Annotated in this window: 19 protein-coding genes and 2 pseudogenes; 11 read left to right on the forward strand and 10 right to left on the reverse strand. The window is 66.5% G+C overall.

What is annotated here, in order from left to right:
- The first annotated feature begins 14 nt into the window (after positions 1-14).
- The 4 genes from AWC07_RS07135 to AWC07_RS07150 are packed head-to-tail and all read left to right on the forward strand — an operon-like array spanning position 15 to position 3,758.
- Complete coding sequence (locus AWC07_RS07135; protein ID WP_425271227.1) at positions 15-1,763, forward strand: ABC transporter substrate-binding protein/permease; 1,749 nt, start codon at positions 15-17, stop codon at positions 1,761-1,763.
- Positions 1,760-2,506, forward strand: a complete 747-nt coding sequence (locus AWC07_RS07140; RefSeq protein ID WP_036415031.1) for an amino acid ABC transporter ATP-binding protein — start codon at positions 1,760-1,762, stop codon at positions 2,504-2,506. The genes AWC07_RS07135 and AWC07_RS07140 overlap by 4 nt, the downstream gene beginning before the upstream one ends.
- 48 nt (positions 2,507-2,554) lie before the next feature.
- Positions 2,555-3,052: a MarR family winged helix-turn-helix transcriptional regulator gene (locus AWC07_RS07145; protein ID WP_036415034.1), complete on the forward strand. Its 498-nt coding sequence runs from the start codon at positions 2,555-2,557 to the stop codon at positions 3,050-3,052.
- 40 nt (positions 3,053-3,092) lie between these two features.
- Positions 3,093-3,758 (forward strand): SDR family oxidoreductase, encoded by a 666-nt coding sequence (locus AWC07_RS07150; RefSeq protein ID WP_036415037.1) that lies wholly within the window; start codon positions 3,093-3,095, stop codon positions 3,756-3,758.
- 80 nt (positions 3,759-3,838) lie between these two features.
- Here the strand turns inward: AWC07_RS07150 and leuS are convergent, their stop codons facing one another.
- Complete coding sequence (leuS, locus tag AWC07_RS07155; RefSeq protein WP_036415053.1) at positions 3,839-6,766, reverse strand: leucine--tRNA ligase; 2,928 nt, start codon at positions 6,764-6,766, stop codon at positions 3,839-3,841.
- Positions 6,767-6,961: 195 nt separating this feature from the next.
- Between leuS and AWC07_RS07160 the strand changes: the two genes are divergently transcribed.
- Positions 6,962-8,020, forward strand: coding sequence for an LpqN/LpqT family lipoprotein (locus tag AWC07_RS07160; RefSeq protein ID WP_036415039.1), 1,059 nt, complete (start codon positions 6,962-6,964; stop codon positions 8,018-8,020).
- Positions 8,021-8,097: 77 nt separating this feature from the next.
- Complete coding sequence (locus tag AWC07_RS07165; RefSeq protein ID WP_036415043.1) at positions 8,098-8,448, forward strand: hypothetical protein; 351 nt, start codon at positions 8,098-8,100, stop codon at positions 8,446-8,448.
- 77 nt (positions 8,449-8,525) lie between these two features.
- Here AWC07_RS07165 and AWC07_RS07170 read toward each other — a convergent pair whose 3' ends face one another.
- Positions 8,526-9,134 (reverse strand): YqgE/AlgH family protein, encoded by a 609-nt coding sequence (locus AWC07_RS07170; RefSeq protein ID WP_084293584.1) that lies wholly within the window; start codon positions 9,132-9,134, stop codon positions 8,526-8,528.
- Between the two features lie 99 nt (positions 9,135-9,233).
- Here AWC07_RS07170 and AWC07_RS07175 point away from each other — a divergent pair, with 99 nt between their 5' ends.
- Both AWC07_RS07175 and AWC07_RS07180 read left to right on the forward strand, forming a co-directional pair.
- A complete protein-coding gene (locus AWC07_RS07175) occupies positions 9,234-10,562 on the forward strand; it encodes an MFS transporter (RefSeq protein WP_244187510.1) in 1,329 nt (442 codons plus the stop codon).
- A gap of 11 nt (positions 10,563-10,573) precedes the next feature.
- Positions 10,574-11,347 carry a TIGR03084 family metal-binding protein gene (locus AWC07_RS07180; protein ID WP_036415045.1) on the forward strand — a complete coding sequence of 258 codons (774 nt, stop codon included), beginning with the start codon at positions 10,574-10,576 and terminating at the stop codon, positions 11,345-11,347.
- A 69-nt stretch (positions 11,348-11,416) separates the two neighbouring features.
- On the opposite strand, the gene AWC07_RS07185 is transcribed toward AWC07_RS07180, so the two are convergent.
- Together AWC07_RS07185 and AWC07_RS07190 are read right to left on the reverse strand one after the other, a co-directional pair.
- Positions 11,417-11,737 (reverse strand): DUF2710 family protein, encoded by a 321-nt coding sequence (locus AWC07_RS07185; protein ID WP_139829585.1) that lies wholly within the window; start codon positions 11,735-11,737, stop codon positions 11,417-11,419.
- A 57-nt stretch (positions 11,738-11,794) separates the two neighbouring features.
- Positions 11,795-13,027 carry a DUF5632 domain-containing protein gene (locus tag AWC07_RS07190; RefSeq protein WP_085105014.1) on the reverse strand — a complete coding sequence of 411 codons (1,233 nt, stop codon included), beginning with the start codon at positions 13,025-13,027 and terminating at the stop codon, positions 11,795-11,797.
- An 80-nt stretch (positions 13,028-13,107) separates the two neighbouring features.
- Between AWC07_RS07190 and AWC07_RS27460 the strand changes: the two genes are divergently transcribed.
- The gene (locus AWC07_RS27460) at positions 13,108-13,251 is read left to right on the forward strand and encodes a hypothetical protein (protein ID WP_167380026.1); all 144 of its coding nucleotides are present in this window, start codon (positions 13,108-13,110) and stop codon (positions 13,249-13,251) included.
- Here AWC07_RS27460 and AWC07_RS07195 read toward each other — a convergent pair.
- From AWC07_RS07195 to AWC07_RS07220, 6 genes and pseudogenes are all read right to left on the reverse strand, one after another.
- Positions 13,248-13,561, reverse strand: a pseudogene (locus AWC07_RS07195) (DUF2694 family protein). The gene AWC07_RS27460 and the pseudogene AWC07_RS07195 overlap by 4 nt on opposite strands.
- Positions 13,562-13,568: 7 nt before the next feature.
- Positions 13,569-13,886, reverse strand: coding sequence for an ESX-1 secretion-associated protein (locus AWC07_RS07200; protein ID WP_036415723.1), 318 nt, complete (start codon positions 13,884-13,886; stop codon positions 13,569-13,571).
- Between the two features lie 40 nt (positions 13,887-13,926).
- On the reverse strand, positions 13,927-15,201 hold the full coding sequence (locus tag AWC07_RS07205; protein ID WP_036414657.1) for a DUF4226 domain-containing protein: 1,275 nt from the start codon (positions 15,199-15,201) through the stop codon (positions 13,927-13,929).
- An 83-nt stretch (positions 15,202-15,284) separates the two neighbouring features.
- Positions 15,285-15,647: a DUF4226 domain-containing protein gene (locus AWC07_RS07210; protein ID WP_036414654.1), complete on the reverse strand. Its 363-nt coding sequence runs from the start codon at positions 15,645-15,647 to the stop codon at positions 15,285-15,287.
- A gap of 45 nt (positions 15,648-15,692) precedes the next feature.
- Entirely contained in the window at positions 15,693-16,514 is an 822-nt protein-coding gene (locus AWC07_RS07215; protein ID WP_036414651.1) for a C40 family peptidase, read from the reverse strand.
- Entirely contained in the window at positions 16,511-17,317 is an 807-nt protein-coding gene (locus tag AWC07_RS07220; RefSeq protein WP_036414648.1) for a helix-turn-helix domain-containing protein, read from the reverse strand. Before AWC07_RS07220 ends, AWC07_RS07215 begins: the two co-directional genes overlap by 4 nt.
- A gap of 144 nt (positions 17,318-17,461) precedes the next feature.
- On the opposite strand from AWC07_RS07220, the gene AWC07_RS07225 reads away from it, so the two are divergent.
- Both AWC07_RS07225 and AWC07_RS07230 read left to right on the forward strand, forming a co-directional pair.
- Positions 17,462-17,878 carry a WhiB family transcriptional regulator gene (locus AWC07_RS07225; protein ID WP_036414646.1) on the forward strand — a complete coding sequence of 139 codons (417 nt, stop codon included), beginning with the start codon at positions 17,462-17,464 and terminating at the stop codon, positions 17,876-17,878.
- Between the two features lie 40 nt (positions 17,879-17,918).
- A pseudogene (locus AWC07_RS07230) lies at positions 17,919-18,458 on the forward strand (acyl-CoA dehydrogenase family protein); the annotation flags it as partial.
- Positions 18,459-18,490 lie beyond the last annotated feature (32 nt).

Below are 18,490 nucleotides of genomic sequence, written 5' to 3' on the forward strand. Positions count from 1 at the left end.
CCGCGGCCGCGACAATGCTGATCTTCGCTAGCCTGGCAACCGCCGCGCCCGCGGCGGCAGACCGGCATCAGTGCGCACCCGCCGGTGTGGAGAGTGCCACGGTTCTGCCCGGTAACCTGTCCAGGCCCGGCGGGCCCGGCGCCGACGACGACACCGACACCACCGCCACCGTCGTGCCGCTGAGCTCAATCGATGTCAACGCGCTGGGGCTGGGCGCACCCGGGGTGCTGACGGTGGGCACGCTCTCGGATGCCCCGCCGAACGTCTGCATCAACTCGACCGGACGGTTCACCGGCTTCGACAACGAGCTGTTGCGCGCCATTGCCGCCAAACTAGGCCTGCATGTCCGCTTCGTCGGCACCGACTTCTCCGGGCTACTCGCCCAGGTGGCATCACGGCGTTTCGACGTCGGCTCGGCATCGGTCAAGGCCACCGATGCGCGCCGTCGCACGGTCGCTTTCACCAACGGCTACGACTTCGGCTACTACTCGCTGGTGGTGCCTCCCGGTTCGGCGATCACCAGTTTCACCGACCTGGCCGCGGGTCAGCGCATCGGCGTGGTGCAAGGCACGGTCGAGGAGTCCTACGTCGTCGACACCCTGCACCTGCAACCGGTGAAGTATCCCGACTTCGCCACCGTGTACGGCAGTCTGAAAACCCATCAGATCGACGCGTGGGTGGCGCCAGCGAACCAAGCAGCGGCGGCCATGCGGCCGGGCGATCCGGCGGTGATCGTCGCGAACACCTTCAGTACCGACGATTTCGTGGCCTATGCGGTCGCCAAGGACAACCCCGCGCTCGTCGACGCGCTGAACTCGGGGCTGGACGCGGTGATCGCCGACGGAACCTGGGCGGATCTCTACAGCAACTGGGTTCCCCGCACGTTGCCGCCCGGGTGGAAACCCGGTTCGAAAGCCGTCGCTGCCCCGACGTTGCCGGATTTCGCCGCCATCGCGGCCGGTCAGCACCGCAAGCCGGTCCAGCCGGCCGCACCCAAGTCGACCCTGGCGCAGCTTCGGGAGTCCTTTTTCGACTGGGACATGTACCGGCAGGCCATCCCGACGCTGTTCCATACGGGGCTACCCAACACGTTGATCCTGACCGTCAGCGCCAGCGCTATCGGGCTGGCAATCGGCATGACCCTGGCCGTCGCCGGGATCTCGCGGAAGCGCTGGCTGCGGTGGCCGGCACGGGTGTACACCGATATCTTCCGCGGCCTGCCCGAGGTGGTGATCATCCTGATCATCGGGCTAGGTGTCGGGCCTATCGTGGGCGGGCTGACCAACAACAACCCCTATCCGTTGGGCATCGCCGCGCTGGGGTTAATGGCCGGCGCCTACGTCGGCGAGATCCTGCGTTCCGGAATCCAAAGCGTGGATCCCGGGCAGCTCGAGGCCGCTCGTGCCCTGGGTTTCAGCTACTCCGCGGCGATGCGATTGGTGGTGGTGCCGCAGGGAATACGGCGAGTCCTGCCGGCATTGGTCAACCAGTTCATCGCACTGCTGAAAGCCTCTGCCCTGGTGTACTTCCTGGGCCTGGTCGCCAGACAGCGCGAACTGTTCCAAATCGGCCGTGACCTCAACGCGCAAACCGGCAACCTGTCGCCGTTGGTGGCCGCGGGCATCTTCTACCTGCTGTTGACCATCCCGTTGACCCACCTGGTGAACTACATCGACACCCGTCTTCGGCGCGGCCGCGCCAGGATCGATCCGCAGGATCCCTCCGAGGTCGTCAGTTCGACCATCGGTCAGGAGATGACATGACCAGCGAGGCGCGCCGTACGCCGGTTTCGTTGGTTGCCAAGGATATTCACCAGGCGCTGGGCGGCAATGCGGTGCTGCGCGGCGTCGATATCGACGTCCCGGCAGGCACCACCGCGGCGGTGATCGGCCCGTCGGGCTCGGGCAAGTCGACGTTGCTGCGCACCCTCAACCGGTTGCACGAGCCGGACAGCGGCGACATCCTTCTCGACGGGCGATCGGTGTTGCGGGACAACCCCAACGAACTGCGCCAGCGCATCGGCATGGTGTTCCAGCATTTCAACCTGTTCCCACACCGCAGCGTTCTCGACAATGTGGCGCTGGCGCCCCGCAAGCTGCGCGGGCTGTCCGCCGGTGCGGCCCGGGACCTTGCGCTACGCCATTTGGAGCGAGTTGGCCTCAAACACAAGGCCGCTGCCCGTCCCGGCACGCTGTCTGGCGGGCAACAGCAACGTGTTGCGATTGCACGAGCACTGGCTATGGCCCCGCAGGTGATGTTCTTCGACGAAGCGACCTCTGCGCTGGATCCCGAAATGGTCAAGGACATCCTGGGACTGATCGCCGACCTCGGCGCCGACGGAATGACCATGCTAGTGGTCACCCACGAAATGGGCTTCGCCCGCTCGACATCGGATGCGGTCGTCTTCATGGATCACGGCAAGGTCGTGGAAGCCGGTCCTCCGGAGCAGATCTTCGAGGCCGCACAGACCGAGCGGCTACAGCGGTTCCTGGCCCAGGTGCTTTAGGCACCGCTGACAGTCGGCTATCGCCATGTCGGGTTAGACTGCCGACTTATGGCGGACAGCGAATCCACCGCACCTGAGGTGACGGAATTGGCGGAGGGTCTGCACCGCGCACTGTCCAAGTTGTTCTCGATCTTGCGCCGCGGGGATCCCAACGGCGCGTTCGCCGGGGAATTGACCCTGGCACAGCTGTCGATTCTGGTCACTTTGCTCGATCGCGGTCCGATCAGGATGACGGACCTGGCCGCACACGAGAGGGTACGGACCCCCACCACCACCGTGGCCATCCGCCGGCTGGAAAAGATCGGGCTGGTGAAACGCTCGCGTGATCCCTCCGATCTGCGGGCCGTGCTGGTCGACATCACGCCGCAAGGGCGGGCCGTGCACGCCGAGTCGTTGGCCAACCGGCATGCCGCCCTTGCCGCGATGCTCAGCCAGCTCCCCCACCCCGACCTCGACACGTTGATGAAAGCGCTGCCGCCGCTGGAACGCCTGGCCAGTGGTGAGCCGGCCAGTGCCGCCGCTGACGATGCCCGCGAACAGGCGTGAAAGCAACGGCCCGGCAAGCTGATTGGTAACCGCCCGAGTCATGCCCACCGCACTCATCACCGGCGCCAGCCGCGGCATCGGTTCGGCGATTGCCACCGCCTTGGCGCCGGCACACACCCTGCTACTGGCCGGACGGCCCTCCGAGCGTCTCGACGCCGTCGCGGAACGGTTGGGCGCCACCACTTTTCCGCTGGATCTGGCCGACGCCAGCACGATCGAGGCCAGCTGCGAAGTGGTCGACGAGCTCGACGTGCTGGTGCACAACGCCGGGCTATCCATTCCCGGCCGTGTCGGTGATTCGCACGTCGACGAGTGGCGCGCCACCTTCGACGTCAACGTCTTTGGCGCGGTGGCACTCACTCTGGCACTATTACCGGCGCTGCGGCAAGCCCGCGGCCAGGTGGTTTTCATCAATTCCGGTGCCGGGCGCAATGTTTCGCCGGGCATGGCGTCCTACTCGGCCAGCAAGTTCGCCTTGCGGGCCTTCGCCGACTCACTGCGCGCCGACGAGCCCGGCCTGCGGGTTACCACGATCTTCCCGGGCCGCACCGACACCGAGATGCAGCGCGAACTGGTCGACTTCGAAGGCAGCGACTACGATCCCGCCAGGTTCCTGCGGGCCGAGACGGTCGCCGCGGTGGTCGCAAACGTGGTAGCCACCCCACCCGATGGTCACGTCCACGAGGTGGTCATCCGGCCCCGCTAGCGGGTTGCCGAGTGTGTACCACGCGATGGGTTTTCGGCGTGTCGCGTCGGCCAATTCACATTCGCGCGCCGGTCTAGGCGCTAGACCACCAGGTTGATCAGCCGGCCCGGAACCACAATCACCTTGCGGGGCGTGGCTCCCGCCAGGAACGCCTGCACCTTTTCGTCAGCCAGCGCGGCGGCTTCAACCGCCTCGTTGTCCGCCTCGGCGGCTACCACTATCCGGCCACGCACTTTGCCGTTCACCTGCACCGGGTACTCGACGGTCTCGTCGACGAGGTACGCCGGATCTGCTTCAGGGAAGGGACCGTGCGCCAGCGATACGGTGTGGCCCAGGCGCAGCCACAGCTCCTCGCCCAGATGCGGAGCCAACGGAGCCAGCATCAACACCAATGGCTCGACCGCCGCGCGCGGCACCGCATCACGATGCTCTTTGGTGAGGTGGTTGGTGTATTCGATGAGTTTGGCAGCCGCGGTGTTATTACGAAGTGCCGCATAGTCTTCGGACACACCCGCGATGGTGCGGTGCAGTGCCCGCAGCGTGTCGGTGTCCAATTCCACCCCATCGACCACCCGCATCTCACCGGTGTCTTCCCGGACCACCAACCGCCACACTCTTTGCAGAAAGCGATGCGCTCCGACGACATCCTTGGTGGCCCACGGACGCGACGCCTCCAGCGGGCCCATCGACATCTCGTACACCCGCAACGTGTCGGCGCCGTATGCGTCGCAGATCTCGTCGGGTGATATCGAATTCTTCAGGCTCTTACCGATTTTGCCGAATTCCTGGAAAACCTCGACCTCACCGCCGGAATCCGGGTAGAAAAAGCGCCCGTCGCGCTCGACCACTTGATCTGCCGGCACGTAGGCTCCGCGCGCGTCGGTGTAGGCGAAGGCCTGAATGTAGCCCTGGTTGATGAGCTTGCGGTAGGGCTCCCGTGAACTCACGTGACCCAGGTCGTACAAGACCTTGTGCCAGAACCGCGAATACAGCAGATGCAGCACCGCGTGCTCGGCGCCACCGACGTACAGATCGACGCCGCCAGGGTCCTGCGGGCCGTGTTCGGCCGGCTGCGGGCCCATCCAGTACGCCTCATTTTCCCTGGCGCAGAACCGCTCTGAGTTGTGCGGATCGGTGTAGCGCAGCTCGTACCAGGAGCTGCCGGCCCATTGCGGCATCACGTTGGTGTCACGACGGTACCGCTTGAGGCCGTCACCGAGATCCAGCTCCACGTGGACCCACTCGGTCGCCTTGGCCAGCGGCGGGGACGGTTCGCTGTCGGCGTCGTCGGGATCGAACAGCACCGGTGAATGGTCGGCCACCTCAGGCAATTCCACCGGCAGCGCGGCGTCGTCGAGCGCATGCGGGCGCCCGTCGCTGTCGTAGACGATCGGGAACGGCTCACCCCAGTACCGTTGCCGCGCGAAAAGCCAGTCCCGCAACTTGAATTCGATGCGGCCCCGGCCGCGGCCGTCCGATTCCAGCCGAGCGGTGATGGCCTGCTTGGCCTGTGCCACGCCCATGCCGTCGAGATATCCGGAGTTCACCAGCACGCCGTCGCCAGTGTGTGCGGCCTGTGAAATATCGCCGCCGGCAATGACTTCCACGATCGGCAGTCCGAACGCCCGGGCGAAATCCCAGTCCCGCTGATCATGGCCGGGGACCGCCATAATCGCCCCGGTACCGTAGCCGGCCAGCACATAGTCGGCGATGAAGATCGGCACCGGTTCGCCGTTGGCCGGGTTGATCGCATTGCTTCCCAAGAAGACGCCGGTCTTCTCCCGGCTCTCCTGACGCTCCAGGTCCGACTTGGCCGCGATCGCACCGCGGTAGGCGGCGACGGCCTCGGCCGGCGTGGCGGCGCCGTAGGTCCACGACGGGTTGACGCCGGCGGGCCAGGCGGGCACGACCAGTTCGTCGACCAGCTCATGCTCGGGAGCCAGCACCAGGTAGGTGGCGCCGAACAAGGTGTCGGGCCGGGTGGTGAACACCTCGATGTCGATTCGCGAACCGGCCCGGTCACCCGTCGCAATAGTCGCCGAAAACAGCGCCGCGGCTCCCGTCGAGCGACCAATCCAGTTGCGCTGCATGGTCTTGACCTGCTCCGGCCAGTCCAACAGGTCGAGGTCGTCGAGCAACCGGTCGGCGTAGGCGGTGATGCGCATCATCCATTGCCGCAGCCGCTTGCGGAACACCGGGAAGTTTCCCCGGTCACTGCGGCCGTCGGCGGTGACCTCTTCGTTGGCCAGTACCGTGCCCAGCCCCGGACACCAGTTCACCATCGAATCGGCCCGGTAAACCAGGCGGTAGCTGTCGATCACGTCGGCCCGCTCCCCCGCCGACAACTTGGCCCACTCCCGCCCATTGTCGAGAGTTCTTGCGCCGGTTTCGAATTCGGCACGCAGCTCGCCGACCGGACGGGCCTTATTGGTGCGGGTGTCGAACCACGCGTTGTAGATCTGCAGAAAGATCCATTGCGTCCACTTGTAGAACTCGACGTCGGTGGTCGAGAAGCTACGGCGGCTGTCGTGACCGAGACCCAGCCGGCCCAGCTGCCGCCGGAAGTTCACGATATTGGCCTCGGTCCGGGTACGCGGGTGCGTGCCGGTTTGCACGGCGTACTGCTCCGCGGGCAACCCGAAGGAGTCGAACCCCAAGGCGTGCAATACGTTGTGGCCCTTCATCCGGTGGTACCGGGCGAAGACGTCGGTCGCGATGTAGCCCAGCGGGTGCCCGACGTGCAGTCCCTCGCCGGAAGGATAGGGAAACATGTCCTGGACGAAGAGCTTGTCCGCAGGTACCGGCGAACCGTCCGCGGGAGCCAAGGACCCGACCGGGTTGGGCACGTTGAACGTCCCCATCCGAGCCCAGCTGTCCTGCCAGGTCCGCTCAATCCCCGCCGCCAACTCGGCGGTGTAGCGGTACCGCGGCGCGTCGGGTTCCGTGTCCCTGACACTGGACGTGCCACCGGAGGCGCTGCCCGGCGTCGTGGTCGGCGATTCGGTCACGCCCAACAGGGTATAAGGACGCCCCTTGCAGGTCGGCGACCAAGCCGCCGGCCACGGGTTGGTCTCGGTTGCGTTGCACACTGGTCAGAGGTTCATCCCAGCTCGATTTCGGCACTATTGGCCCCTTTAAGAGTTCGTTAAATTCAGCTCGATAACGGGCATTGACGCCCGAGTAGTTCGGAGGGACCGACGCACATGATCCACATCGCGCGTACCTGGCGGGTCTTCGCAGGGGGCATGGCTGCCGGTTTCGTCGGCGTCGTACTCATCGCGGGCGGGAAGGCGTCGGCCGAACCGCTCTATCCCCTACCGCCTCTGCCCGCGCCGGTTCCGGTGCAACCGGCGGCGCCGCCCGTCCAGAATCTCACCGCGGTTCCCGGCGGTGCCAGCAACAGATTCGCCCCGGTTCCCGCACAGGCGCCGGCACCCGCGCCGGTGGTGTCCGCGCTACCCCCGGTGGCCGTGGTGCCGACGCCGCCGGCGGTGACGCCCGCCGTAGCCGGGACGTTGCGAGAGTTCCTCCAAGGCAAGGGGGTCAAGCTCGAGCCCCAGCGGTCGCCGGGGTTCAAGGCGCTCGACGTCACGCTGCCGATGCCGCCTCGATGGACTCCGGTGCCCGATCCCAACGTGCCCGACGCTTTCCTGGTGATCGCCGACCGGGTCGGCGGTAACAGCGTCTACACCTCCAATGCGCAGGTGGTGGTTTACAAGCTGGTCGGCGGCTTCGACCCGGCGGAGGCCATCACGCACGGCTTCGTCGACAGCCAGAAGCTGCTGGCGTGGCGGACGACTAACTCGTCCATGGCCGACTTCAACGGCTTCCCGTCGTCGGTCATTGAGGGCACGTACCGCGAGAACGACATGACGCTGAACACCTCGCGCCGCCATGTCCTTGCCACTTCGGGGGCTGACAAGTACCTGGTGTCGTTGTCGGTGACCACCGCGGCCTCTCAGGCGATTGCCGATGCGCCTGCCACGGATGCCATCGTCAACGGATTCCGGGTGACGGCTCCCGGGGCGGCCGGTCAGGCGCCCGCGCGCGGGGGAGCAGCGATCGCTCCCGCTCCCCAGGCGCCCGCGCAAGCGATCGCGCCCGCTCCCCAGGCGCCCGCGCAGGCGACGCATTCGGCACCGGTGGCAGCCCCCGCTCCGCAGGCGACGGCACCCAACGTAAATCCCGCATCACCGTCGCTGCCCGGGGTGACAACCACGCTGCCGCCGCTGGTCACCCTCACACCCGTCCCGTCGCGCTGAGTCCTGGCGCCTCTGACCGATCGGCGTTGGGCGGATCGGGTCGGGCGGACGCACCGGCGAACTCGTATTGTGAGCCCATGCTGATTGCGGGTGTGCTGTGCGTGTGTGCGGCGGTGGCTTCCGCCGTCTTCGGGTTCTGGTCACTCTCTCATACCCACGCCGCCGATCCGACGCAGCTGGCGCTGCGTGCCATGGCACCTACCCAGTTCGCGGCCGCGGTCATGCTGACTGCCGGAGGTGTCGTGGCACTTGTGGCGGCTACGCCAACGGCTTTGGTGGTGCTGGTCGTTTGCGTTGCCGGCGCGTTCGGCACGCTGGCCACCGGCTCCTGGCAGAGCGCCCGCTACGCGCTGCGCCGGGAGGCTGCCCGACCCAAGTCGGCTGATTGCGGCGGCGATTGCGCGGCGTGCACGTTGTCCTGCCGATGAATTCGGCGCTGGGCCGTCGGTTTTCCTGACGCGTCATCCGCGTTTGCCGGATCCGCGGAGTGACGCGTGGTTTGGTGTCAGTTGCGGCTGAGATCGATCGGATGGGTGGCCAGCAGCGAAAGCGGTAACGGCTGCCGCCGCAAGACCTGCCCCCACAAGTCGGCTCTGGGCGGAACCAAGACGTCAGATGGCAACGCCGACAACACAATCCAGTCATCGCGTTCGATTTCGCCTTCGAGCTGACCGATGGTCCAGCCCGAGTACCCGGCGAAGATCCGCACACCTTCGACCACCGGCGCAAGCAGGTCGGGCTCGGCGTCCAGATCCACCATCGCCATGCGACCCGCAACATGGCGTAGGCCCGGCACCCCGTCTGGATCCGCACCGACCCGCAGTACGGCTAGGCACAGGGCGGCGTCACGCTTGACCGGGCCCCCGATGAACATCGTCTTCGGTTTGGCAGCGAGTTTGGCCCACTGCGGCAACACGTTGTAAACCGCTGTCTCGCTGGGTCGATTGAGCACCACACCCAAGGTGCCGCCATCGTTGTGCTCGACGATGTAGATCACGCTGCGCCGAAAAGTCGGCTCCAGCAGATCGGTGTTGGCCAGCAGCAAAGTACCCGCGCGCACACGTTGCGCGGCGGGTGCCATGTAGTCTTCGGGGTCTTCCTGCGGCGCCACCACACCATCATCGCACTCACCACAGCATCACCGGGCCAAACAAGCACGGTCGGCAGATATTTGTACTGTGATTGGGTCGGCACAGCGCGAAACCAGCATTGCCTGCGCCCGATCGTGGAAGTGGGTTTTGTGATTCCCAGCCAGACGCAAGCCAGCGCACCGGTCACACTGTGGCGGTCGGTGCGTGCTCTGCCCGACTTCGGTCGACTGCTGCAGCTTCGCATAGCGAGTCAATTCGGTGACGGTCTCTTCCAGGCGGGACTCGCGGGAGCACTGCTGTTCAACCCGGACCGGGCCACCGACCCGATGGCGATCGCACGAGCTTTTGCGGTGCTGTTTTTGCCGTATTCACTGCTTGGCCCATTCGCCGGAGCACTGATGGATCGCTGGGACCGGCGGCTGGTGCTCGTCGGCGCCAACATCGGCCGGCTGGCCTTCATTGCCGGGATCGGCACGATCCTGGCGGTTCGCGGCGGGGATCTTTTGCTGCTGATCGCAGCGTTGCTCGCCAATGGTTTATCGCGGTTCGTGGCATCGGGCTTATCGGCATCGTTGCCCCATGTGGTGCCACGCGAACAGGTGGTCACGATGAACTCGGTGGCCACCGCGTCGGGGGCGGTCGCGGCCTTCCTGGGCGCGAACTTCATGCTGTTGCCCCGCTGGCTGGCCGGCGGCGGCGATCACGGTGCCGCCGTGGTCGTCTTCACCGCCATTGTCCCGGTGCTGATTGCGTTGCTGCTGTCGCTGCGGTTCGCCCCCCGGGTACTCGGTCCGGACGACACCAAGCGCGCGATCCATGGGTCGGTCGTGTACGCGGTGGTCACCGGCTGGCTACACGGCGTGCGTACCGTCGTGCAACAACCGACGGTTGGCGCTGCGTTGTCGGGCTTGGCCGCACACCGGATGGTGGTCGGCATCAACTCGCTGTTGATCTTGCTGCTGGTCCACCACATGAAAGACGCGGACGTCGTAGGGTTCGGCACCGCCCTGGTGTTCTTCGCTGCCACGGGTCTCGGGGCATTCCTGGCCAACGTGTTGACCCCGGTGTTAATCCGGCGGTGGGGGCGCTATGCGACGGCCAACGGCGCCCTGATCGCGGCCGCGACGATCGAAATCGCCGGCGCCGGCCTGGTGATCCCGATCATGGTGGCATGCGGGTTCCTGCTGGGGGTGGCCGGCCAGGTGGTCAAGCTGTGCGCCGACTCCGCGATGCAGATAGACGTCGACGACGCGTTGCGCGGGCACGTGTTCGCGGTCCAGGATGCGGTGTTCTGGGTCTCCTACATCGCCTCGGTTACCGTGGCCGCGGCGTTGATTCCAGCCGACGGGCACGCGCCCGCGTTCGTGTTGTTCGGCTCGGTGATCTATTTGACCGGGCTGGTGGTTCACAGCATCGTTGGCCGACGGGGCCAGCCGGTCAACGGCGACTAAGGGAGGTACTGATGGCGGGTCCGGGTTCGATCGTCGCTGACCTGCGGGCCGAAAGCGACGACCTCGACGCGCTGGTGGCGCCTCTTCCGCCGCAGCGATGGGCCGAGTCGACACCGGCACCGGGCTGGACCATCGCACACCAGATCGGCCACCTGTTGTGGACTGATCGGGTGGCGCTCACCGCGGTCACCGACGAGGCGGGGTTTGCCGACGTACTGACCCAGGCGGCGGCTGATCCTGCCAGCTTCGTGGACGCCGGAGCCGAAGAGCACGCGGCCCGGCCGCCGGGCGAGCTGCTCGACGACTGGCGGATGACGAGGGGCCGGTTGCACGATGCGCTGCTGACGGTCGCCGATGGCCGCAAACTACCGTGGTTCGGGCCACCGATGAGCGCGGCGTCGATGGCCACCGCGCGATTGATGGAGACCTGGGCGCACGGACTTGACGTCGCCGACGCCCTCGGTGTCAGTCGGCCTGCCACCAACCGGCTGCGCTCCATCGCGCATCTCGGTGTCCGCACCCGGGACTACGCGTTCGTCGTCAACAATCTGACCCCGCCGGCGGAGCCTTTCCGGGTCGAGTTGTGCGGCCCTGACGGAGACACCTGGTCCTGGGGGCCGGACGATGCGGCTCAGCACGTCACCGGATCCGCCGAGGATTTCTGTTTCCTGGTCACCCAGCGGCGGGCGTTGCCCACCCTCGACATCACCGCGGTAGGAGAGGACGCGCAGCGGTGGCTGACGATCGCTCAAGCCTTCGCCGGCCCGCCCGGCCGCGGGCGATGAGCGCGCGCCAGCGCGCGAAGAGAGCCGCGGCCCATCAGCCCCGCCGCGGGCGATGAGCGCGCGCCAGCGTCAGTGCAACGAGCCGCCGTACCGTGCCTGGTTTTCGGCCTCTGCTTCCTCGCGTAACGCCGCGATCGCGGCGTTCAGTCTGTCGGCCAGTTCTCCGTGGGAATAGCCGGTCATTACGCCAGGATGCAATCTCAACCTGAGCAACCGCCCATCCGAATTGGCAACGGCGTGAATATCTCCCAGGTCCACGCTGTAGGTGACGGTTTCCGCCTGTGCGACAAGCGCTTCCCACTTGTCGGCCGCCTCGCTTAGCTCACGAAGAACCGATTCGACGAGATCTTTGTCGCTCAGTTCCGCGCGATCACCAGACCCCGGCACCAAAACAGTATGTCCACGGCTCTAACCAGCGTCAATTCAACCGTCCGCCAACTTGACCGGCTATTGGTTGAGTTCGCGGAACCAGGCGAAGTGATAGTTGGCTGATACCGGATCTCCGGTAACCCCGCTTTCGGTGGCCGCCAACAACATACAGTTGAGCAACAGCGCGGCATCGACGTTCGGGTACTGGGCCACGACCTCATGCCGTGCGGTATCGAGATGCACTCGCAGCAGGTCGATTTCGTCTTCGCCGACGCCGCCTTCGGCGGCCGAGGCCTGGGCCAGCAGGTGCACTATCCGCGGCAGTCCGTCGCGCCAGCGGGTAGCCCCACTCAGCTCCGATAACAGGTTGTCCAACGTCGGTAACTCGCGCGGCTTCGGCGAGGATGTGGTCGGAGTGAAGTCACTTGTCCAGCCCAAGAAGTCGCCGGGGCGATAGGTTGCCAGGCGCGCCGTCGTACCGATCAGCTTGGCGACGCCGCCGCTACGGCGCTTCGGCTCCAGCAACTGGACACCTTCGGGGAGCATGACCCCAGGAGGTACCCAACCGTGGGCCAGGTCGGTGACCAGTACCGTCATACCGTCCGCGCGCTGCCCGACCGCCCAGTTCAGACGCGGTTCCTGACGAGCCACGAAGGTCAGGAGCCGCTGCAACCGTTCGTCGTCGGACTCGGGCGCGGCCACGCCCAGCGTCGGCGTGAGCGACTCGGCCACAGCGACCTCCGCTTCAGGAGGCGCGGCCAGTTGGACCTGTTCCTCGCCGTTGGTAACCGGTTGCTCATCCCCGGTGGCGTCCTCAACGGCAGGAAGCACTCGGGTGCTCGCCAGGTCTCCTGCGGCACCCGGCTCCTCATCCTTGATGGCGGGGAGCACCCTGGTCCGTTCCAGATCCGTCCCGCCCGAATCAGGGGTGACCGACGGACGCGGGACGACCGGCGGCGCAGGCTGTCCGCGGAGTTGCCGCAGTGTCGACTCGACTCGTCGCACCGCCCGCGCGCGGGCCTCGTCGATCACCGTGGCTTCGGCCGCGCGGCGGGCGGAATCGAGCAGCACCGCTGACCTGAGCATCCTCAACTCGTCGTTGGCAGAACTGACGATCCGGTCTAAGTCGTCCTTTAGATACGCTGCCAGCGCAGCGGTTTCGGCATTGTTGGGCGACAGCTCGACGGGCCAGAGCCCGCCGATCACCCACGGGGTGCAATCGGGGGGAGAACTGAAAGCCGGAATCGTGAGGGATTCTTCCGTCGCTCTCCGCAGGCGCTGGCGCGCCGTCCGCCTGCCGAAGATCCCCACCGGCTAAGCGTACCGGGACTCCGAGAGCCGCTGCAGATGCCTGAATTGTGCCGGCTCCATGGCCTGGGTAGCGTAAAGCCATGGCTGATTCTGCGCTGCAGCAGCAACTCGACGAGGTGCGGACCTTACTGTCCCGAGCGCGAGAATTGTTCGGCGCCAATCCCATCGAACCGCCCACCTATATCGTCCCGGATCCCGAGACGGCCAAGACCTGGATGCTCTAGCTAGAGCGCCGGCGCCGGCGCAGTTGGTGCGCCAGTAGTTTCTCAATCGCCGCGTCGAGATCTTGGTTGGTCGGAACGCTCGCGGACGGCGTATGCCCGGCCGCGATGATCTCGTCGCGTACTTCCAGCAAGGCTTTGAGGCAGGAAACGTCGGCGGTCAGCACGATGCCCTCGGCCAAAGTCTCGGCATCGGTATCCATGACGCCCTCACTCAACGCGACACTGTGCATGTATCCACCGCGACAGGAGCGAACCAGGATGTGTGCCCGCTGGGGTGGACGGTGTCGAAAGCAGGATTGGCGTCCGTCATCGTCCCGTCATCGATCGGGGTCGAAGACTCGGCTGAAGTCCTGTGCCGCGCCCTGCTCATGCCGTTCCCACATGGCGGCTGACGTCCTCAGGCTCTGGGCGATATCGGCATGGTCATCGGCTTGCTGCTCGTAACACTGGCGCCGAAACTCGAGGAGTTCACGGCCGGTGCCCCGAAGCTCGGCGAAGATCGGCCCGAGCGACTCCAGGCTCTCCAGGATCGCGGCATGCGACGACGGGACGGTGCGCAAGTACTCCGAAGTCTGCTGGTGATGGGCGGCGGCTTCGCGTAAGTGCGCCGGTACCACATGGATTCGATCTGCCATCCGCGTCTCCTTTTGTGTGCTGGCGGTCAGGCCGGCGGGGTCAGTATTGCGAAGCGGCCGAGGGAGCCGCCGGCCGGGTCGGTGTCGGTGCGCCGGCCCGGGCCGGACCGGTCGTCGCCGTGGCGGGCGGATGCTCCCAGCCTAGGAAGCTTGGCCCGCCGATGCTGGAAACCTGTTGAATCTGGCCGTCGAGCAATGCCTTGTTGCGGCCAAGTGCGAGCGCATGCCGATCGATGAAGAGGCCGATGTCTCCGGGTTCGAGCCGAGCCGGGTCTATCGGGTCGGTGACCGCCGTGCCCGGCGACGGCAGGGCAATTCCCTGCTGTTGGAACGCATCTGGGATCGGGACTCCGCCGGCTGCGGCCTTGATGGCGGCTGCGAGTTTGGGGTTGGCGGCGGTGACCGTCTCACCGTCGGGCAACGTGACGGTCGTCGGACCCGTCGGTGGCGAGTCCGGCTTATCCGGCGCTTCGCCGCCGTCCGTCTCCCCCTGGCCTTCCCGGTTTTTGGGCTCATCAGCGTGCCCGGCTGTCTCGTGCTCCGGACCGCCGGAATCCAGTTCGCGTTCGTCACGGTCGCCGAATCCTGGTTCAGATCCCCGAAGCAATCCGGACAGTGGTGACCCACCCGATGGGTTCCAACCGAGGCCGGACATCGGCGAGGTTGCCCCGGCCGGTAATCCCGGCATCGGTAGGCCGCCGAGGTTGGGCATGCCGGGCATCGTCGGTGCCATCTGCGGCGCCGGGGGACTTGCGCCGGGCATCGGGGCGTCCCCGTCCGTGAAGGCTGGATCGTCGAACAACAGCGAATCGAGAAGAGGGTCGTCAGGCAGGAGATCCGCCTGCTCACCGGTGCCATCGGAGGCTGTGCCTGCGGGCGTCACCGGCCCCGGACCGACCGCCCCGGGCTCGTTCTTCGAGGCGTTGTACAGCGACGTCCACGCCGCCATCAGAGCCGCCTTGGACGTGTCATCGAGGCTGGCGTTGGCGACCACCTGACGGATATCTCTGAGCTTGCCGATCAGGAACCGCTGGAAATCGCGGGCTCCCACCGGTGTGTCCAGATCCGATCGCGTCCGGACCGCTGCCTCGGTCTCCTGCTGAAGTTGGTCGAGCGCGTCGCGACCCTCGACAGCGGTCAGGTGTGCGTTCAGGATCGCCGAAATCACTTGCAAGTCGAGCTGCGAACTCGCCGAATTCTGGTGTGCCAGAGCGGCTTCAGCTCCTGCGATCGCGTCGGCGGCAGTTGCCTGACCGCTGTCCGGCGGTGCGGATGCAGATTCGCCCCGCTGCGGGCGATCACGCGACCCTGCCATGCCGCGTGACAGTACCCAGGTGTTCGGGTGCCCACAATTCACCTCGGCTGGCGGTGCGCGGCTAACCCGCGGCTAACCCGCGGCTAACCCGCGGGGCCGGCATACTGCGCCAGCAATCGGGCCAGCACTGTGCTTTTGGTGCGATCGAGCTCGCGGGCGTCGGCCACGATCGCGGTGATCTCGCGTTGCTTGTCGAGCAGGAATCGCTGAAACTCCCGGGCTCCGATGGGGGTGTCGACGGCGAGCTCAGCCTGGTCCGAAACGGCACGCTCGATGTCGGCTGCAATCGCGTCCAGCCGACGGATGCTCTCCCGCATCGCGGCGTGTGCGCTGGCAAGCGCCTCGGCCAGCGCGCGGTCGGCCTCGGCTATCGCCTCGTATTGCCGACCCAGCACCGCCTGCCGCGCCGCGATGGCATCCGGCGAGGATCCGGCTTGCTCCGACATGGGTTCAACCTTCCCATCCTGCCCGCCCGACCGGGCGTTATTCACTCACAGCGGTCTACGGATCTGCACGTTGCTGCCCAACCGGCTGACCCGCACCGATGCACCCGAGTACGGCGCCTCGACGACCAGGTTGTTGCCAATCGCCATCTGGACGTGTCCCGGATGCGGAAAGACGAGATCACCGGGGCGCACCTGGGAACGCGGCACGGCTATCCCGTCGTGTATCTGTTGATAGGTCGTGCGGTCCAGGTGAACGCCCGCCTGCGCGTAGGCCCATTGGACCAACCCGGAACAGTCGAATTGGCTGGGCCCCGTCGCGCCCCACACATACGGGCAGCCCAGCCGTGACAGCGCGGCCCGCACGGCGATCCCGGCTCGGCCACCCATTGCCCGGCTGCCGTATCGCGACATCCGGTACCGCAGCGCGCGCAGCGCGGCCTGATGCCGTCGCGCCCAGAGGCGGGCCGACACGACATGCGCTCGTTGCGCGCGCAACCGTGCGACGCGCCGACGGATGGCCTCGCGCCGGGCCATTGGCGTCGCCGGGGTGACGGCGGCGTCTGTGCGGGCCTGCTCGACGATGTTTCCGGTCAGCTGGCGAGCTCGGTCCCGGTCCCGGTGCGCATCGGCCATGACCGCGGCAACGGCCGCATCGGTTCGAGCCGCAGACAACAGGGCGTCCCTGCCGTCGTTTGCCCGGCGTTCATACCGACCCCGGGAAGCATCGATATCGAGCGCGGCGGCGCGTCGCAGCAGTTGCTCGTGGTGTGCGGTCTCAACGTTCAGCGTCGGTGGCAGACCACTTAGACCACTGCCGTCGAAAAGCCGGTGGGCGCGGCTCAACACCTCGATTTCGGTTTGGCTCACTGGTCTTGTTCTCCGCCGTTGTGGTGTCGCTGGGCCGGGTCCGCCGTCTCGATAGCCTCGGCAGCCGCCATGGCGTCCACGAAGGCCCGGACGCGGGTTAGAGCGCCCGGGGGGATGACCCCTCTATTGCGGATATCCCACATTTCGTCGGTGCTCACTCCGATCAGCGCAGCGATGACGGCTTCCGGTAGCGGCGACTGCGCGCATGCCCGATCGAATCGCGCGCTCAAGCTGGTCGACATCCGCTCCAGCAGCGTGCTGCGCATGGCCTCGAGCGCCTGCAGATGTTGCATCAGTCGGTCGCTGGACTCCGAACCGGCGTTGACCGCCACCCGCCACGAGCTTGCCGCCAGCATCTCTGCCTTCACGCACTGTGAGACCACAGAGAGAATATACGTCTCATATTCATTTGACGTCGTCGCCGGTAGTCTATCGATGACGGATCTGAGGGTATCGAGCTGGGCTTCGGCGTAACCCTCGAGCACATCGGTGTCACTGTGACGGTCGACTACCACGGCGCCGGGGCGTCGCGGCGACATTGCCGTAGGAGGCTGCGCTGCCATAAGCCGCGCGAGTTCGGCATCGGGATCGGCGGCGACCAACAGCCGAGAATAGGTGCCGGGCGGCAGTCCAAGTCCGTTTTCGACCTTCTGAACTGTGCCTTTATGCGGCTTGCGAGCGCCGCGTTCCAAATAGCTGAGCCCCATGATGCTGACGCCCGTTGCGGCGGCCAGGTCGGCAAGCGACCAGTCGCGCGACTCGCGCAATGCGCGGATGGCCGCGCCAGCCGATTCACGGCTCACCGCAGCCTCCGGCCATAGCCGGATATTACACATGGCCGGTCCACCTACGCTGCTATATATGTTTTTGTCGCGTTTCGCTTGCCAGGGCCACCTTCCTGTGTATACGCTTTTGCCTACGTTTCGGAGCAGAAGGAGACAACAGACATGGCTACCCCGTGCACAGGCAACCCGGAACTGTGGTTCGGCTACCCCGACGACGACAGCGGCGACGGCGCGGCGAAGGCTCGCGCCTACGAACGGTCCGCCACCGAGGCTCGAATTCAGTGCCTGCGCCGCTGCCCACTGGCGCAGCAACGCCTTTGCGCCGAACGGGCCGTCAAGTATCGCGAGGAGTACGGCGTATGGGCCGGTGTCAAACTTCCCGGCGGCCAGTACCGCAAGCGGACGCAACTGGCTCAGGCCCACGAGGTACTGCGGCGGATCGCCGCCGGTGAGATCAATGCCAGACAACTGCCGGAGAACGCTGCTCTGCTCGCGCGCACTGAACGCGACGCCAGGCCGGTGACCGCGGTGGTGCTGCACCTACCGGCGGCACGCGTAGGCCCCCGTTCGGCGGCGTAGCGGCACGACGAGGCCGATCAGTTTGCTCAGTTGGCTTTAGACATCGTATGCCGCTGAGCGCGAGGCGTTCGGCGGGCCCATCATCGACAACCAGGGCATCGCATTTCCAGTGGCGGACTTGGCAACTCAGATCGACGCCGCCCGGCTGCTGACGTGGCGGGCCTCCTGGATGGCGGCCAACAGAGTGCCTTTCGAGCGGGGCGAGGGCTCGATGTCGAAGCTGGCCGCCAGCGAGGTCGCCGTCAAGGCCACCGAACGCGCCATCCAAACCATGGGCGGCTGGGGCTACATCACCGATCACCCGGTGGAAAAGTGGTATCGAGATGCCAAGCCGTACACCATCTTCGAAGGAACCAGCGAAATCCAGCGGATGGTCATCTCGAATGCGCTCGGCGCTGCCGTCGGCACCCCGCCGCTACATGTCGTGCTCGAACCGTCCGGCGGACCGCTGAAGCGGATCTTCGGTCGCGGCACGCCGCTGAGATCGCGCGCCGCCGACGCCGCGCTGTCGATGCAGGACCGGCTCCCCGAACCGGTGATGCGGGCGGCCATGAAGGTGCTGCGGCCGCCGGGCCGGTGAGGCGGCGTAGGGTCGCGGCATCGGGCCGCACC

The sequence above is a fragment of the Mycobacterium gastri genome (genome assembly GCF_002102175.1).
Taxonomy (GTDB): domain Bacteria; phylum Actinomycetota; class Actinomycetes; order Mycobacteriales; family Mycobacteriaceae; genus Mycobacterium; species Mycobacterium gastri.

Coding starts and splice junctions, on each gene's coding strand:
- AWC07_RS07210 (WP_036414654.1), bottom strand. CDS start 15,647: ATGTCGGAGCAAGCCGGATCCTCGCCGGATGCCATCGCGGCGCGGCAG.
- AWC07_RS07150 (WP_036415037.1), top strand. CDS start 3,093: ATGCCCACCGCACTCATCACCGGCGCCAGCCGCGGCATCGGTTCGGCG.
- AWC07_RS07160 (WP_036415039.1), top strand. CDS start 6,962: ATGATCCACATCGCGCGTACCTGGCGGGTCTTCGCAGGGGGCATGGCT.
- AWC07_RS07205 (WP_036414657.1), bottom strand. CDS start 15,201: ATGGCAGGGTCGCGTGATCGCCCGCAGCGGGGCGAATCTGCATCCGCA.
- AWC07_RS07135 (WP_425271227.1), top strand. CDS start 15: ATGCTGATCTTCGCTAGCCTGGCAACCGCCGCGCCCGCGGCGGCAGAC.
- AWC07_RS07140 (WP_036415031.1), top strand. CDS start 1,760: ATGACCAGCGAGGCGCGCCGTACGCCGGTTTCGTTGGTTGCCAAGGAT.
- AWC07_RS07165 (WP_036415043.1), top strand. CDS start 8,098: ATGCTGATTGCGGGTGTGCTGTGCGTGTGTGCGGCGGTGGCTTCCGCC.
- AWC07_RS07225 (WP_036414646.1), top strand. CDS start 17,462: ATGGCTACCCCGTGCACAGGCAACCCGGAACTGTGGTTCGGCTACCCC.
- AWC07_RS07145 (WP_036415034.1), top strand. CDS start 2,555: ATGGCGGACAGCGAATCCACCGCACCTGAGGTGACGGAATTGGCGGAG.
- AWC07_RS07180 (WP_036415045.1), top strand. CDS start 10,574: ATGGCGGGTCCGGGTTCGATCGTCGCTGACCTGCGGGCCGAAAGCGAC.
- AWC07_RS07200 (WP_036415723.1), bottom strand. CDS start 13,886: ATGGCAGATCGAATCCATGTGGTACCGGCGCACTTACGCGAAGCCGCC.
- AWC07_RS27460 (WP_167380026.1), top strand. CDS start 13,108: ATGGCTGATTCTGCGCTGCAGCAGCAACTCGACGAGGTGCGGACCTTA.